Raw genomic sequence first — 16,853 nt, forward strand, 5'->3', positions numbered from 1 at the left:
GGTTCACTGGCGTCCGATTCGGCGGTAAACCTCCGGGCGCCATCGCTTCAAGGCGACGGCCAGGAAAAAGCCGAACGCGAAGAAGCTGTAGACGAATACGAGGAGGATGTTGGAGACGAATTGCGAACCGCCGGTGAGGTGGGTGAAGTTGACAATGGACAGAGTCACGATGCCGCCGAAGCCCACTGCTGCGATCGAGGGGAGAACGATCGATTTGACGGGGTGTTGCTTGTGTTTTCCCGTACGTACCAGGTAGGTCGGAATTGCGATTGCGGTGACGAACTGCACCGAGATGCCGGTCAGCGCGGCGACACCCAGTACTGCGGCGTAGAAGACCATTGCATCGATCTGCAGGACGACCACCACCAGGTTCACGGCGAGGGCCGCCGCACTCAACACGATTGATGCCACGTGCGGTGACCCATGCCGAGCGTGCACGCCGCTCAGAGCGCGAGGAAAGACCCCGTCGGCGCTGAGGTTGAAGAGGTAGCGCGCGCCGACGTTGTGGGCGCAGACGATGACGGCGAGAACGCTGGTGTTGACCAGTACCGTGGCAGCATCGAGGAGGAATTGGCTTCCGAAGGCGACGATGGTTGAGTCCATCGCCTGAATCGGGTCCGCCGTTGTCGCCGACACGGCGTTGTCGACGCCGAGCGCGTTGATGAACAGCCAGGACGTCGCGGCGTAGAGCACGGCCGCGCATGCGATCAGACCGTAGGTGGCCCGGGGAATCGTCTTGGCCGGATTGCGCACTTCATCCCGGAACAGGACGGTGACTTCGTAACCGCCGAACATGCCGCCGGCCAGGAGCAGTCCGATCGCGATCGATCCGTCGAACCAGTTGGTCGGGACCAAGGGTGCTGTGCTCAGCCCGGCGGCGCCACCATTCGCGAAAACCGCCACGTCGTAGGCAAGGACGACGATCAGCTCGCCGAACAGGACGAGAGCGGTCGCCTTCGCCGAGAAGTCGACGCGGAGGTACCCGAGAACCGCGACGATCAGCCAAAACGCGAATGCCCAGACGTACCAGGGAAGGTCAGGGCCGTGAAAGGTGTTCGACACGAGTGAGTCGAGCACGACGCCACCATAGGGCAGATATCCCGCACATACCCAGAAGTACGCGAGAAGCATGGCGAGTCCGGAACCGAGCCCGACCTTCTTACCCAGGCCTGCTGTGATGAACGAGTAGAACGCGCCTGGGCGCTTAAGGATGTCTGACATCCGCAAGTACCCTGCAGCGAAGGCGGACACGATCAGTCCGACGATGATGAAGAGCATCGGCGTGCCGATCCCGTTTCCCGAGCTGATCATGATCGGGATCACGCCGAGTACCACGACTAGAGGGGCGTTGAACGCCATCACGCTGAAGAAGAGGCCGAGCGTTCCGAGATTTCCTCTGAGTTTCGGCTCGTTGTCTGCCTTGCCGGCGGACGACCCGTGCAACGTGGTCGTGCTCGCACTGTTGTCGCTCATGTGCTGTCCTTCTGATGAAAGCTCACGGACACGAATGTCTTCCTGATTGCCTGATCGCCGAACTCGAGGGCTTGAATTAGGCACGCGAAAGAACTCCTCGTTGCTTTCGCGTCGTTCTCCGCTCCGCTCCGGTCAGCGCCGCGAGTCGGTCGAGCGGGATCCTGGTCTGGCGTCGTTCACATGATCGCGACGAGAATCGTCCGTATTGATGAAGTGCCGGATCAGCTCGTGGGACGCGGTGGGCATCGCCAGGAAGGTGCGCGGAGGAAGCCGCCGAGGCACATGCCGGGGTTTCGGTCGCGCAATTCGCATGTTGAGCCGTTGTGGGTGTTCAGCCGCGGACGTCGGTGTCATTGCGGTTCCCGCCCTTGTCTTGAGTAGGAGCTCGGAAGAGGTGCTGGTGAGTTCTGGTCCCGCCGCTCTTCGAAGCAGACCGGTGTCGTGACCTGGGACACGATCCGGTGTGACTGTCTTCCGTGGCGGTCTGCGGCGCCAAGTGCTTTGACAAAGCCGCAGGAAAATGGTCCATATAGTGGAACCTGGGGGTAGGAGGCTGTAAGGCGCCGAAGGCGTATTGATCTTCTATCCCCTTGGATCATCCCAGTTCTACAGCTCGGTGTCCCGTGGAGCGGTTCACAATGCGGAACGAGTTCCAACGGTTTGGCGCAGGCGGAGTCTGCCTCGGAGCTACGTGCAATCCCGTTCGGGCTCTGAAGCCGGGATCGAAGCATCGTGAGATTCACAGTTGAGGCCTTCGGGAGGCGAGCGCAGAGTTATGCCCCAGATCACAGCGCTCGAGAAGTGAACGGTTGGCGATGCGAAAGAAGCTGCTCGCCAGCATGATCCATCCGGTGGAAGGGCGGGGACAACGTGACACGCGATGCGAAGGTGGCACCCCACTCGACAACGGCGGGTGAGGCCGGATTACGCGGAAACCTCAGCGCTTTGCACCTCTTCTTCAGCGTGATGGCGTGGAACGCCCCGTTGGTCATCGTCGTCGGCGTGATTCCGGTGATGCTGACGGTCGGCAACGGGATTGCCACCCCGGTCGCGTTCGTCACGGCGGGACTGGTCCTAGGCGCGTTCGCGGTCGGGTTTACGCGGATGGCGAGAGTGCTGCCCAATCCCGGTGCTTTCTACGCCTACATCACGGCTGGCCTCGGTCGCGAGATCGGACTCGGTGCTGGGGTCCTCGCGCTGTTCGGGTACTTCTGCGCGTACGCCGGTACATATGCCTTCAGCGGCGTTGTGTTCAACTCGCTCGTAGAGAACAGCATCGGTGGTCCCGGTTTGCCGTGGTGGGCGCTCGCGTTCCTCTTCTGGGCAGCCGTGACGGTTATTGGCTATTGTCGGATTGACTTGTCGGCCAAGGTGCTGGCAGTCCTCCTGGTGGCCGAGGTAGCGGTGATCGTGGTCTATGACGTCGCGGTGTTCGCCCAGGGCGGTGCCGTGGGATTGTCTGTCGAGCCGCTCGACCCGAGCCACTGGTTCGACGGCTCGTTCGGCATTGCGCTGCTCTACGGTCTCGGGATGTACGGTGGCTTCGAAGTCACTGCGCTCTACCGCGACGAGGTGCGGGACCCGATGCGCACCGTGCCGCGCGCAACGTACGCGGTGCTCGTCTTCGGAATGGTGCTCTACGGCACCACTGCCTGGCTCTTCATCAACGCTCTTGGCATCGATGACGCGGTAGCCGCGGCAACGGCAGACCCGACGGAGGCCGTCGAGGGGACGATGCAGCGATTCGGCGGCAGGCTTCTTCTCGACCTTTCCACAGCGCTAGTCATGACCAGCACCTTCGCAGTGCTCCTCGCGGGACACAACATCGTGAGCAGGTACGTGTTCAACCTGAGCGCGGACCGAATCCTGCCGTCCAAGCTCAGCGGAGTCCATGCCAGGCATGGGTCACCACACGTCGCGTCGGTTGCGACAAGCGTTGCGGCACTGTTGGCGAACGTTCCCGTGATCGCGCTGAACCTGGATCCCATGCGGTTCTACGCCGCGATGCTGGGAATTGCCAGCTTCGTCGTGATCGTTGCGATCCTGCTGACCGATATCGCGATCCCGCTGTACATGCACCGTCACGGGGGAGAGTTGTCGACCTTCTGGGCAACGATCGCGTGTCCGTTCGTCGCGGCGGCCGGCCTCTTGACCTGCGTGGTGATGGCCGCGGACAACTTCGAGATTCTGATCGGGGGGTCATCGAGTCTTGCTGCTGCGCTCCTACTTCTCATCGGAGCGTTCTTCGCCGCAGGGGTCGTCATGGCGGTGATCTTCCGACGCACCCGACCAGAGATCTACGCGAAGATCGGGCGGCAGTAGCTCAGCGAATTCGGCAAAACCACGAATCCGTTCCCGGAGTCCTTCCGTGAGCGGACGTCGTTTAACACAAGGAGGAATCCTGTTGTCTGCATCCGCCGAGCGCACAAGCGCTGCTGCTGCCTGGATCACCGATGCTGGCGAACCAGGAGCTTCGGTCGTCCTCAACCCGGCGAGCGAGCGACCGATTGCCGCGTACCGCAATGCCACGGGCGAGGATGTCGATTCTGCCGTGAAAGCTGCTGTAGCTGCGGCGCCGGCGTGGGGACGGACACCACCCGGCGAGCGCGCCGAGATTCTGTTGAAGATCGCAGATGCTATTGAGGGGGACGCCGAGGAGTTCGTCCAGCGCGAGAGCGAGAACGTCGGCAGACCCATCACGCACACCCACGAGGAGACGCCTTGGTGGTGGGATGTCATCCGCTTCAGCGCGGGTGCGGCACGGGCGTCGCATGCACCGGCCGCGGGTGAGTACGCGAACGACAGCACTTCGTGGTTGCGCCGTGAGCCGCTGGGAGTGGTTGGCCTCATCACGCCGTGGAACTATCCGATGTTGATGGGTGTGTGGAAGATCTTCCCCGCCATCGCAGCTGGGAATGCTGTCGTCATCAAGCCGTCCGAGCTGACCCCGGAGACAACGATCAGGCTGGTCAACCTGGCAAACCGCTTCTTGCCGCCGGGTGTGCTCAACCTGGTGCTCGGCGACTCCTCGACCGGTAAGGCACTGGTCGCGCACCCGAAGGTGCGCATGATCGCGCTGACGGGCGATGTGGCGACCGGGAAGGATGTGGCCGCGTCGGCCGCCACCACGCTGAAGCGCGTGAGCCTCGAACTTGGTGGGAAGGCCCCTGCCCTGGTATTCGCCGACAGTCCGGTGCGGGAGACCGCACGTGATCTCGTCGGGTTCGGCTATTCCAACAGCGGCCAGGACTGCACCGCCGCATGTCGGGTGATCGTCGAGGAATCAGGGTACGACGATTTCGTTTCGGCGTTCTGCGATGAGGTCGCCAAGTTGGGTGTTGGGGACCCGAACGATCCTGCGACGACGATGGGGCCGCTCGTGTCGCGAACGCAACTGGAACGCGTTGCTGGATTCGTTGACCGGGCGCGTGGCTACGGCGCCAAGGTCCGCTTGGGGGGCGAACGGCTTCCCCGCGAAGGGTGGTTCTACGCGCCGACCGTGATCACTGAGGTGGACCAGTCCTCGGAGATCATTCAGAGAGAGGCATTCGGACCGATCGTCACGATTCAGCGAGGGCGCGACGAGCAGGAAATGCTCACGATGGCCAATGACGTCGCCTACGGCCTGTCCGCGAGCGTGTGGACCCGCGATCTCGGTCGGGCGATGCGCCTGACGCGCGAACTCGACTTCGGCACCGTCTGGGTCAACCAGCACAACTACATGGCGTCGGAAATGCCCTTCGGCGGCTTCCGCGACTCGGGCTACGGCAAGGAACTCTCCGGGCACGGTCTTGATGAGTACTCGCAGTTCAAGCACGTCATGGTCAATTCCGACGTGGTCGGGTGAACCAGCCACCCACCGCGATAACGAGACAGGGAGAGCTACGGTAATGAACGCACTTGATGCCGACAACGTCCCACCGACGATGAGGGCTGTGCTCCTGACCGGCCACGGTGGGCTCGACAGTTTGGTCACCAGCGATGAGGCGCCCACACCGACTCCACAGACTGGCGAGGTCCTGGTGCGCGTCGGGGCGTGCGGGCTGAACAACACCGAGATCAACACTCGGACGGGCTGGTACGACTCGATGGTGGAGTCGAGCCTCTCCGAAGAGCTGGGCGTGCACGGCCGAGACGACGGTGCGGCATCGTCGTGGAACAAGGCCAGCGTGGAATTCCCGCGGATTCAGGGCTCTGCGGTGGTCGGCCGAATTGCGTCGGTGGGTCGCGGCGCCGACCCCGGTCGGATCGGTGAGCGGGTTCTCGTCGACCCGTCGATCCGCGACGAAGACCTGCCCGTGCGAGCACAGATCGCGGAATACCTCGGAAGTGAGCGGGACGGCGGTTTCGCCGAGTACGTCGCGGTGCCTTCGAACAACGCCCACGTGGTCGACAGCCCTCTCAGCGATGCGGAGCTGGCGACCTTCCCATGTTCTTACGACACGGCAGAAGAGATGCTGGATCGGGCGGAGCTCGCCAAGGGCGAGACCGTTGCCATCACGGGCGCGGCTGGCGGCGTGGGTACCGCGCTCATCCAGCTCGCTCTCGCGAGGGGCGCCCATATCATTGCCATCGCCGGCGCCTCGAAGGAAGCCCGCCTGCGGGAACTGGGAGCACATGACTTCGTTGCACGTGATTCCGGTGCTGTACGGGAAGAGGTCGAGAAGCTCGTCGGCGAGCGGGGTGTGGACGTGGTGGCCGACGTCGTGGGCGGTGCCATGTTCGGGACGGTATTGAAGTTGCTCCGCAGGGGCGGCCGCTACGCGACCGCTGGTGCTATCGGCGGCCCGACTACGAAGATCGATCTCCGCGACCTGATCTACAAAGATCTGGAGATGTACGGAATCACGAACCCCACCGCACTGACCTTCACCCGGTTGGTCGAAATCATTCAAACGGGACGTGTCAAACCGCTGCTACAAGAGGTCTTCCCGCTCTCGGAGCTGCGCGCGGCACAGGCGCAGATGCTCAAACGTGCCCACGTCGGCAAGTACGTGGTCGTGCCTTGACGCACGTCGAATCGCTCGGCCGGGCTTGACTGGTCTTGTTCGGCCTACGGACCAGGAGAAGGGCTTCTCATGAAGTTTGGCAGCTACGACTACATCATCGTGGGCGGCGGTTCTGCGGGGTGCGCTCTGGCGAGTCGACTGACCGCTGACGAGCGCAGCCGGGTCCTCGTTGTCGAGGCCGGTCGGCGGCATTCGCGGTTCGACTACCCGGTGCGGGTGCCAGCGGCGTTTCTCTTCGTCATGGGCAACAGGTTTTACGACTGGCGGTACGAGTCAGAGCCCGAGCCCATGTTGGCCAACCGCAGGATCAAGCACTACCGCGGTAAGCGCATGGGCGGGTGCAGCTGCGTGAACGGGATGTTCTTCCAACGCGCGAACCCGCTGGTGTACGAGAGCTGGGCGCAAGATCCGGGTATGGCGAGCTGGGACTACGCGCATGTGTTGCCGTACTTCAAGAAGCTCGAGCGATTCGTCGGCACTGACCCGACCGGACGTTACCGTGGCCGGTCGGGGCCCATTCCGGTTCATCGACACGAGCTCGAGAACCCGCTGTTCGCAGCGCTCTTCGAGGCGGCGAGGGAGGCCGGCCACGAGGTGATTGAGGATGTGAACGGCTATCGGCAGGAAGGGTTCGCGCCGTTCGACTCGAACATCGAAGGCGGCGAGCGCTATGACGCCGCACGCACGTACGTCGAGCCCATCCAGCACCGCGAGAACTTGGAGGTGACGACAGGTGCGATCGTCACGCGCGTGGTGTTCGAGGGCAAGCGCGCGGTCGGCGTCGAAATCGCATCGCGACGCGAAGGCAGGTCGCTCATCCGCGGGACCGAGATCATCCTCTGCGGTGGTGCGTTCAACTCCCCCCAGCTCTTGCAGCTTTCTGGTGTAGGGAACGGAGCTGAGCTAAGCCGTCACGGGATCGAGGTGGTCGAAGACCTACCGGGTGTCGGTGAGAACCTCCAAGACCACCTCGAAGCGTTCGTCATGCACGCCTGCACACAACCGGTCTCCAACGCGGGCATTCTCAGGCCGAAGAGCTGGCCGGGAATCGGCGCTCGGTGGCTGTTGCGGCGGAAGGGTCCGGCTGCGACGAATCATTTCGAGGCGGGTGGATTCGTCCGCTCCAACGACGATGTGGTGATGCCGAACCAGATGCTGACGATGCTGCCGCTCGGCGTGCGCAACGATGGGACGCCGGCGCCCACGGAGCACTCCTACCAGATCAACCTTGGGCCGCAGACACCGCAATCGAAGGGAAACGTGAGGCTCCGCGCGAATGACCCGTTCCAAGCACCTGTGCTGACCTTCAACTACCTGTCAACGGAACAGGACCGCCGTGAATGGATCGAAGGTGTCGAGGTCACGCGCGATCTGTTGAGCCAACCGGCGTTCGCGTCGTTCAACGGTGGTGAGCTCTCACCTGGCCCGGACGTGAAGACAGACCGGGAGATCCTCGACTGGGTGGCCCAGGACGCGGAGACGACATACCACCCGTGTGGTACCTGCAAGATGGGTACGGATGCGGAGTCCGTGATCGACCCGGGGACCATGCGGGTCCACGGCGTGGACGGGCTTCGAGTCGTCGATGCATCGGTGATGCCCACCATTCCGAATGCGAATCTGTACGCCCCGGTCATGATGATTGCCGAGAAGGCCGCGGATCTCATCCTGGGGAAGGAGCCGTTGGCTCCCGAGAGTGTCGAGTTCTACGTCCATGAAGCAGTCTCCTGATCGGTGGGCCGACGTGGTCAGCGGTGGCTACGACTGATCGCGTTGGGGGTACCCCTCATGAATCTCACAGGGGACCGCGGCTTGGTTGGTTCTCGCACACTAACCAGGGGGGACGTCGCTCTATAACGTCGATGGCAGGACCAAAGTAGGCGCGCGTGCCGCACATGCTTGGGCGCCATCAACGGATGCGGTTGTTCGTGGGGCAGCTGAATTCGCATCTGTGCGGACCGCAGTATCGAACCAGGAGGGTCGCCGTGGAACGACGCGGTGTTGTGGTCACAGGAGCCGGGTCCGGAATCGGACAGGCCATCGCGGGGCGTTTCGCTCGCGCTGGCGACGTTGTCTTCCTCGCCGACATTTCAGCGAAGCGGCTGTTCGAGGCGAGTAATGAGCTCTCGGAGTACGCCGAGTCTGTACACACGCGTGAAGTAGATTCGAGCGACGCATCGGCCATGGCTGCACTGGTGCAGGAGGCCGTGCACGCATCGGGTCGCCTGGATGTGTTCGTGAACAACGCCGGGATCTTCGACGGGTACGCGAGCGTCGAGGAGACCACCCCAGAGCTCTGGGACAAGGTCATCGGCGTGAACCTGACCGGGTACTTCAACGGCGTTCGCGCAGCGGCAGCCCACATGATCCCGCAGAAGTCGGGCCGCATCATCAACATCGGGTCGGTCGCCGGCCAGCGCGGGGCGGCAGACGGCCTCGCTTACGCGGCTTCCAAGGCTGGGATCGAAGGAATGACCCGTCGTCTGGCAGTAGACGTCGCACAACACGGAGTGACGGCCAACGTCGTGGCCCCTGGCCTTACGCGGACCAACCTCCGGGCGACCTCGCGGGAAACCATCGGAGCTGCGGTCGACCAGGACCGCGGTATCGGTGTGGCTTCGCAGGAGCTGAAGGACTTCCTGGTTCCCGCTCGCCGAACCGCCGGCCCAGACGAGATCGCTTCGGTGGTGGAATTCCTCGCGAGTGAGGGCGCTTCCTACGTCAACGGACAGGTGCTGGCGGTTGATGGCGGCTGGACCGCCGCCTGACTCCGTGCCCACCCGCAGGCGGCACAACGGTCTCCAGGAGCCTCAAGTTCCTGGAGACCGCTCTGCCGTGAGCGCGTGCCGGGAACGGGCGTGCGCCTTGAGTGCCGATCATCGTTCGGGGCCGTAAACGACTCCCAGTGCCTGCGGTGGGTGAGTTGCAGACCCGGTACCTGTGCTGCGGACGACCTGTGAGGGGGCCGAGCTCCCCGATGGCACGCCGTCGGGCTTCCAGGCCGTCGGTTGGCGCCATTCTGCTCCGTCGATCATCGATCGGGCCGTCAACGCGAGGAAGAGCGAGGACACTGCAGCTGGGTCTCGCAGGCTGATCTGGAGAACTTCTTCGACTCGGGTCAGCCGATACCTCAACGTGTTGTGGTGGATCTTCAACGACTTGGCTGCTGCGATGATGTTGAAGCCGTGTTCGAAGTAGTGCTTGAGTCCTTCAAGGAGGATGTGCTGGTCAGCGAGTGGTTCCAGCATTTCCGTCGCCCACCGGCCCATGCGGTCCAGTCCCGCGTCGGAGAACAACCGCATGGCGAAGTCGAAGTCGTCGTAGGACATCATGCTCGTCGTACGTCCGGGGCCACGCAGCGTTCTAATCGCGAGGACTGAGTCGTTGTGGGAGTCGGCGATCTCATCGATCGACTCCACCATGCGACCCACCCCGAGCAGCATCCCTTGTCGCAAGGCGCCGATCTTGAACGCTGCCTGCGCCGCGGTCTCGACGTCGAGCTGCGCGAGGGCGACGATGCCAGTGTTCCTGGCGGTGAGCAGATGGGGGATGCGGAGCCTGGTGAGCTCGACGTCCATGTGTTTGTAGAGGGTCTCCAGAAGTGCTTCGTGGTCGTCGGATCCTCTGCTGGAGGCGAAGCCGAGCGAGAAGACCCGGACTTCACGCCCTTCGAAGTCGAGTCCGAGCGCGGACAGCTTGCCTGAGAGCTCCGGGTTCTCGCGTTGCCTGCGCAAGCTGAGAAGCTGTTCCAGGAAGGAGCTGCGCACTGCCCGTTCTTGCCGTCGGATGAGCAACTCCACGCGCAGATGTGTTTCGGCCAGCGAGGCAGCGATGTGCGCGGCGGCGATGGCGTACGGGTCGGGGAACGACAAGCGGCGGCTGGCGATCAGAAACCATCCCGCCGGCAACTCGTCAGGTGTCACCCGGACTGCGATTCCGCGCCACCCCTCAAGCGCGAACGGTCGAGATCCGTCGGCCACTCCCTTGAGCTCTTTGAGTAGCAGGCTAAGAGGGAGTGGGCCGCTGGACGTCTCCAGTTCACCCTGCGCCCCGATGATTGCAGCGACCGCATTGCACGCTTTCGCGAGTCGGAGCGTCAGCGCCTTGAGAGGCTCGGGCTCATTGAGCGCTTGCGTCATCGAGCGCTGGAGCGAGGCCAGACGTTGCGTTGTCACCTGCTCGGCGGGGCGAAGTGCCCGAACCGCATCGGAGACGAAGGTCGTCGCATCGATGTCTGCTCCCAATCGAAGGATCGCGTGCCGACCTAGGAGGCGCCGGATCTGCTCGTCATTGACCGAGTCCGGCAACCAGCAGGCGATGGATGCGGAATCGGCTTCAGCCAGGAGAGCACTGATGGCGCTTAGTTGATCATCGGTTTGAGAGCCAGGAAGAATGACGAGCAGGGTCGAGGCGTCCGTGTGTTCGACTGCTTCACCTGGGGTGACGAGTTGCACGGAACGAATCAAGCGGTCCTCGACGCTGGGTAGGGCAGTAACGAGCCGAGTGCCGGCTGGGTCGATGTCGGTAAGGCCGCTCAGACTACAGCCGTGCTCGTATTCGCTCAATGTCTCCACTCCTTCCCGCGGAAATGCCTCGAGGCCCGAGCTTCGCGGGTCTCCTCGCCGAGGCGGCACGACGACCACCGGTTGTGTGCTGCACGAACAGAGATCGGCGTGCTCCGCGCGGTCCTCATCGGAGGTGCGGATCGCCACGATGTTAAGAAGGTGGGATCAGAGAACCCATCGTAATTCTCCCAAGTCGAGTCACGGCGCATTAGTGAAGTACCACTAACCGGAGCCGGACGCCAGCCCCTAGGTTCGCGCTGTACACGGACTCGAACCGGGTTGGGAGCAATGACGAGCGCGCCGCTGACCTACTGGCGGTTGGAGATCAATGATGGGGGCGGTGAGTCGAAGTGCCACCTTTCCGGTTGGTGAAAACGCGACGATGGCTGGGCCTGGTTCGGTCGGGCTGGGCTCTGCCCGGTTGAGTTAACTGGCCTGGTCTCACCCCCACTGTTGTCGGAGGGGTGGCGCACACCCCTGAACAGCTCCGCTCGGGTACCGCCACCCGAGTGACCTGAGGCGAAATCGCCACCCATGAAGTCGCCAGAGATCGTCATTACCGGGGGCTGAGCCGACCGTTGAGTCCGGCAGAGCCGTGCGGTGTGGGGGCTTCGGCGGAACCAGGTTGCGTAGCCTCAGGGCGCTCGTAGGAAGCCGGAACGAGAGGAAGCCAAATGCCGGAGATCGGAACCCTTGACACGGCTGACATCGCTGTCGTCGGCGGTGGGATTGTCGGGCTGACCACAGCGCTGGAACTGCGCAAACGTGGGTTTGATGTCGTCGTCGTTGAGCAGCGGTTCACGGCCTTTGGAGCATCCGGCCGCAGTGCGGGCGCGATATGGTTGCAACCGCGCAGGTCCGGACCCGAACTTGAGCTCACGCGGCGCGGATTGGCGACCTATGCCGCTTACGAGGAGGAACTGGGGAACACCTTCGACCTTCGTCAGCAAGGTGGTCTGTTCTTCTACGAAACCGAACGGCAACGCGAGATCCTCGAGCACTACGTCGCTGACCGCAGGGCCGCCGGACTGGACGCGGCTCTGGTCTCGCGGCGCGAGGCGAAAGAGCTGTCCGAGATCCTTCCGGACAATGCGCTCGGGGCGGTTTTCTGCTCCGACGACGCGCAGGTGGATGCCGCGGCTTTTTCCCGTGCCGTCAATGCGGCGTGCATGCGGCGAGGCGTCCGGATTTTCCAGAACACCCCGGTACTCGGGACGCTCCGGCGGCTCGATGCCGTTGCCGGCCTCCGCACGGTCCGTGGGGAAGTGCATGCTGGAGCTGTCGTGTGGGCGACCGGGGCGTGGGCGGTCACACTGCGTTCCGAGGGGATTGATCTTCCGATTGAGACTCACCGGGTCGGCCAGCTGGTCACCCAGCCAGTCTCGAGCGTCCGCGGCCCGGTGATCCACGGTCCGCGAGGGGTCGATCGTTGCGGAGCTCTGACAGATCTCGCGCAGTTCGACCCGGCTGATTTCGAGAGCGGCAACGCCCACGATGCGCTGCTCTATGACGACGTCATGACCCAGAACACTGAGGGCAGTCTGGTCATCGGGCACACTTTTGACGGGCACGGCAGTCTCAACCCGCACATCAGCATGAACGCGACTCGCGTGATGATTGAATCGAGCATGTTGCGGACGCAACGGTTCTCCGAACTCGGCGTGACAGGCTTGTGGGCCGGGCTCGTCGGCGAAACGGCTGACCGGATGCCGATCGTGGACTCCATCGACGGGCTCTTCGTCAACGTCGGTCATTCCTTCGGCATCGCAGATGGCCCCGCGACGTCGGAAATTCTCGCTCGCCGCGTCATCGGGGAATCCGATCCCTTCGCAGCTCGACTGGCGGTGGACCGGGCGGAGCTCAAGGCAAGCAGGTCAGCCTCGTCTGGCCGAGAGGACGACTCGAACCAAGACGTTTCGATAGCGACGACGTGACGACCTGCGAGTCGCTCCCCGGAGCAGTTCATAGCTCGTCGTCTGTCCGAAGTCGAAGAGTTCGCAGTCTTGATCGACCAGCTGCCAAGCGCACACTTTGTCGATTGGGGATCGTCGCAGTTGCTTTTGCTCGATGGCGACTCTCGATACCCGGCGGCCAGGAGCACATCGCGTTAGAAATCCCAGTGCGCACGGAGCCCGTCGTACGCGCGGACCTGCAGGAACGCCCGGCCCTCGCCCTCGTCGTCGTAGACGGCACGCACCCCGTCCGAGGTCGTCATCGTGAGGTCGGTGCCCGACATGAGCATTCCCTTCCGTTGCCGGGCGGCTCGGTGTGGTGAAGTCCGGTGCGCAGCATCGATGCCGAGGCCCACGTCGGCCCGGGGGATGCGGCCGGCACGATGTTCGGCCGCCAGCACGATGTAGATGAGCGCGTTCTCGCGATTGGCGATGACTGCATCTGAAGTCAACTTGCGCAGCACCTTGGCGGGCACTCCGGCTACGAGGTTCCCGGGCGGCACCTGCATGCCGGAGGGGACCACGGCGTCCGTGGCGACGGTGCTGCGGGAGTCGAAAATCGCGCCGTTCATCACGACCGCACCCATGCCGATGAGGACCCCGTCCTCGATCGTGCACCCGTGGCAGACCGCCCCGTGTCCGATCGAGGCGTCGGACCCGACCTGCAACAGGTAAGCCGGGGCGGCGCGTAGCACTGTGCTTATCCTGCACGTTGCTCCGCGCGCCGACGCCAATCGTTGTCCGACCCTGGACGCGTACTCAGAGCGATCGACACCGTGAGCTGGTTCCGGGCAGCCCTGGCAGCGTTGTACACCGGGTACTGATAGCCCGTGTAGCGAATGCTGGCCAGCAACGACACGTAGACGAACACGCATTGCCCCGGCCTCCAGCATGGGGCAGCGGTTGCCGGAAGGCGAGATAGGCGCCGGTCAGGTTCACACCGATCGCAGCCCGCCACTGTTCGGGCTCGAGGTCGAGCGCCGACCCGGTCCATAGCGCATGCCGAGGGCGATCGCGATGGTCACGCCAATCGGCAGCGACGTGCCAAATCCGCTCGTTGGTGCGGTCGGAGTGCTTGGACCAGAGCACCATCGCGATCGCCCCGGCGGCGAAGGACACCGTGACGATCAGGCTGGTCTGGAGCAGCGATAAGGATGTCCTGAAGGCCTCGGAGAATGCGGCGACGATGGTCGGCAGGAAGAAGGACAGTGCGAGGAAGGAATAGGCGAAGCAGATAGTAGAGCATGAAGGCGATCCCGAGGAACGGGATCAGTCTGCGGGCGACCTTGCGCATGACACGTTTGCGCATGGAGTCGCTCATTGTTGATTCTGTCGAACGGAAGTCGCGGTCAACTGGGCGCGCCTCCCCGCTGCGTGATGGCAGACACGTCGCGCAGACGCTGCCACGGAACCGTGGGCTGGCATCGGAAGCGGGGCCCCGGACTTCTACAGATGTCGAAGTGGTCGCTGGGCACGGACGTCTCCAGGCGAGGCGTCCGTGCCCAGCGGGCGCGTGTCGATCGCCGCCAGGTCGGCCTTGGGCGGACCGACGATCGTCGTGATCTGGTCGTCCATCACCGACCGCTTGTGAGTTGATGCCCGGTCACTCGATGGTCATCGCAGTCACGTAAGGGCGTACCTCACTTCGAACGTCGTTCTCGACACCGGTGTGTGCACCGAAGACCATCGTGGGTCGTGAAGTCGTGTCGTAGCTCGGCCAAGGGTGGGTCTCGGTCGAAGGATCACCGGTCCGAGCGAAGTTGGTCCAGGCCGTGAACATCTCTTCGCCCAAGGTGAACCGACGCCCTTCAGGGTCGGCGGCGGCCCGACTGGCGTCGGAGTCCGCCCCGTCCCACGCAGCTCCATATGTCGGTGTGTTGAACACGAACGGCAGCTCGACGCCGTGCAAGGCCCACTTGCCTCCGAAGCAAGGCGTCCGCCAACGGCACTCGTAGGAGAAGACCGGGGCTGCGCCCTGGTCGCTCTTGGCCGAGGTCATCCGCACCGCGTTCCCCCAGTAACCGATGTCAGTAGTGATGCGCACGAACAACTCGTCATCTGACAGATCTGGCATGACGTGGCGATAGCGGCCGACCAACGGGACCAGCTCTTCGAGATGGACGCGATTGAACATGGAGTACGGCGAGACGCGACGAGCAAGCTCCAAGTCGTCGATCGAATCTGTGGTCGGCTCGCGGGGGAACCCATCCGGTCTCGTCAAGCACGCTGCCAATCACCATGGGGATGTTGCGTCCGAGCGCAGGCGCACCATCCCACCAGCTCTGCTCGGCCAGGACATGACCATCGACAACCGGGCCGTACTTGAGCAGCGGATGGGGCTCGCCTGCCACGAAACGATCGCCGAGCACTGCCATGAACTGCGACAGCGTCTTGGTCGGCACCTTCTGAAGCGATTCGACGTCGCCCTCGCGCACGTCAAGCTCTTTGTAGAGGCGAGCGGTGACCGCGGCAGCATCGTCAGGCGTGTGAAAGCGCAGAATCGAACCGCTCATGTTGATGGCTTTGTGGAAGAGCCCTTGCGCCTGCTCCATCGCCATCAGGGCAGCGACCTTCCCACCGCCGCCTGACTGGCCGAAGATCGTCACGTTGTCCGGATCCCCACCGAAGGCGCTGATGTTGTCACGGACCCACTGGAGTGCCGCAACCAGGTCGAGGTGACCCACATTGCCCGAGAGAGCGAACCTCTCGTCCACGCCGTCGCCGAGATACGTATAGCCAAACACGTTCAAACGATGGTTGACGCCGACCACGACGACATCGCCATCCCTCGCCATGTTGCCACCGTCGAACATGGGGGCACCAGCCGAGCCGAACACGAACCCACCGCCGTGGAGCCACACCATTACAGGCAGAGCGGAGTCCGCACGCGCATGATCCGGTGCCCAGACGTTGAGAACCAGACAGTCCTCGCTCTCCTCGCTCGAGTCGAGCCAGGCCGGGAGGTCAGGATTCACCTGCGGAGATTGAGGACCGATCTGCAACGCATCGCGGACCCCGGTCCAAGGCCGGGGGGGCTTGGGTGGGAGGAACCGGTTCGTCCCACCCGTCGGCTCACCATAATGGATGCCCTTGAACTCGGCGTATCCCTCGCGCAGCAAACCCCGAACGCGCCCAACCGAGGTCTCGACAACCCGAAAACCCGCCGACACAGAATGGCTGACACTCACTGGAGCTCTCCCTAAAGCGCAGATAAGAATCGTCCCGGACCCGTCAGGACGACGCGAATCGATCACCGATGCGACCAGAGTAGATGCACTGGACTGGCGAGAACATTGGTGCGCACACCAACATCGGTGCGTCCAATTTGGCAATTCTCTGACGTTCCGGAGGTGAGGAATCACGCGCGCACTGAACGCTTGGCGGACCGACGCCAACCTGCTTCCGGTGACCGGCGTGGAGGAACGCGGCGTCTCGTCGCACGATGTAAATCAGGACGAAGTCGCCGCGGACAGCCATCGACCGGGAGGCCTTCCAACAGGGTGCTAGCTCGTGACGCTGCCCGAAGTCGCGAGTTACTGGTACGACGACTGACCTCCACGGCTGCGCGGGCGGACATGGTCACCGCAGGGCTTCAGTGGCGCGTTCGTGAGCATTGTGCCCGATCACAGGTGTTTGTCGCACGGTATGCCTGGAGCGTTGTCCCGGTTGGCCGTGCTGCTCTTCTTGCCGGGTTCACGTACTGGCACGATTACGAGCGAGCTGGCCATCTTTCGGTGAAGCGCCGATGGCTCGGCGCCCTCTCACCCGGCACAGTCGTTACCGAACGTTGCCGTGGATTTGGAGGGTCGATGACAATCCTGAGCGCACTCGCTGGAACCGCGAACGAGCTGGCG

12 protein-coding genes are annotated in these 16,853 nt (G+C 63.4%); 7 read left to right on the forward strand and 5 right to left on the reverse strand.

Going from position 1 to position 16,853, the window contains the following annotated elements; genetic code table 11:
* Positions 1-3: 3 nt before the first annotated feature.
* Entirely contained in the window at positions 4-1,473 is a 1,470-nt protein-coding gene (locus tag E1202_RS17210) for an APC family permease (protein WP_132684177.1), read from the reverse strand.
* 888 nt (positions 1,474-2,361) lie between these two features.
* Here E1202_RS17210 and E1202_RS17215 point away from each other — a divergent pair.
* The 5 genes from E1202_RS17215 (at position 2,362) to E1202_RS17235 (ending at position 9,250) form a co-directional block, all read left to right on the forward strand.
* Positions 2,362-3,795: an APC family permease gene (locus E1202_RS17215; RefSeq protein ID WP_268952339.1), complete on the forward strand. Its 1,434-nt coding sequence runs from the start codon at positions 2,362-2,364 to the stop codon at positions 3,793-3,795.
* A gap of 82 nt (positions 3,796-3,877) precedes the next feature.
* Positions 3,878-5,320 carry an aldehyde dehydrogenase family protein gene (locus E1202_RS17220; protein WP_132684179.1) on the forward strand — a complete coding sequence of 481 codons (1,443 nt, stop codon included), beginning with the start codon at positions 3,878-3,880 and terminating at the stop codon, positions 5,318-5,320.
* A gap of 43 nt (positions 5,321-5,363) precedes the next feature.
* Positions 5,364-6,482 carry an alcohol dehydrogenase family protein gene (locus E1202_RS17225; RefSeq protein ID WP_132684180.1) on the forward strand — a complete coding sequence of 373 codons (1,119 nt, stop codon included), beginning with the start codon at positions 5,364-5,366 and terminating at the stop codon, positions 6,480-6,482.
* Between the two features lie 69 nt (positions 6,483-6,551).
* Positions 6,552-8,213: a choline dehydrogenase gene (locus E1202_RS17230; RefSeq protein ID WP_132684181.1), complete on the forward strand. Its 1,662-nt coding sequence runs from the start codon at positions 6,552-6,554 to the stop codon at positions 8,211-8,213.
* 254 nt (positions 8,214-8,467) lie between these two features.
* A complete protein-coding gene (locus tag E1202_RS17235) occupies positions 8,468-9,250 on the forward strand; it encodes an SDR family NAD(P)-dependent oxidoreductase (protein ID WP_165943887.1) in 783 nt (260 codons plus the stop codon).
* A 108-nt stretch (positions 9,251-9,358) separates the two neighbouring features.
* Here E1202_RS17235 and E1202_RS17240 read toward each other — a convergent pair whose 3' ends face one another.
* Positions 9,359-11,047, reverse strand: coding sequence for a PucR family transcriptional regulator (locus tag E1202_RS17240; RefSeq protein ID WP_132684183.1), 1,689 nt, complete (start codon positions 11,045-11,047; stop codon positions 9,359-9,361).
* A gap of 674 nt (positions 11,048-11,721) precedes the next feature.
* On the opposite strand from E1202_RS17240, the gene E1202_RS17245 reads away from it, so the two are divergent.
* Positions 11,722-12,981, forward strand: a complete 1,260-nt coding sequence (locus tag E1202_RS17245; RefSeq protein WP_132684184.1) for an NAD(P)/FAD-dependent oxidoreductase — start codon at positions 11,722-11,724, stop codon at positions 12,979-12,981.
* A gap of 173 nt (positions 12,982-13,154) precedes the next feature.
* Here E1202_RS17245 and E1202_RS17250 read toward each other — a convergent pair whose 3' ends face one another.
* Positions 13,155-13,694 carry a gamma carbonic anhydrase family protein gene (locus E1202_RS17250; RefSeq protein ID WP_132684185.1) on the reverse strand — a complete coding sequence of 180 codons (540 nt, stop codon included), beginning with the start codon at positions 13,692-13,694 and terminating at the stop codon, positions 13,155-13,157.
* A 380-nt stretch (positions 13,695-14,074) separates the two neighbouring features.
* On the opposite strand from E1202_RS17250, the gene E1202_RS31470 reads away from it, so the two are divergent.
* Positions 14,075-14,224: a hypothetical protein gene (locus tag E1202_RS31470; RefSeq protein ID WP_165943888.1), complete on the forward strand. Its 150-nt coding sequence runs from the start codon at positions 14,075-14,077 to the stop codon at positions 14,222-14,224.
* Positions 14,225-14,602: 378 nt separating this feature from the next.
* Here the strand turns inward: E1202_RS31470 and E1202_RS17260 are convergent, their stop codons facing one another.
* Together E1202_RS17260 and E1202_RS17265 are read right to left on the reverse strand one after the other, a co-directional pair.
* On the reverse strand, positions 14,603-15,133 hold the full coding sequence (locus tag E1202_RS17260) for a carboxylesterase family protein (protein ID WP_132684186.1): 531 nt from the start codon (positions 15,131-15,133) through the stop codon (positions 14,603-14,605).
* Complete coding sequence (locus E1202_RS17265; protein ID WP_165943889.1) at positions 15,054-16,187, reverse strand: carboxylesterase/lipase family protein; 1,134 nt, start codon at positions 16,185-16,187, stop codon at positions 15,054-15,056. The genes E1202_RS17260 and E1202_RS17265 overlap by 80 nt, the downstream gene beginning before the upstream one ends.
* Positions 16,188-16,853 lie beyond the last annotated feature (666 nt).

It is taken from the genome of Saccharopolyspora karakumensis, from assembly GCF_004349225.1.
GTDB classification, from domain to species: Bacteria; Actinomycetota; Actinomycetes; order Mycobacteriales; family Pseudonocardiaceae; genus Saccharopolyspora; species Saccharopolyspora endophytica.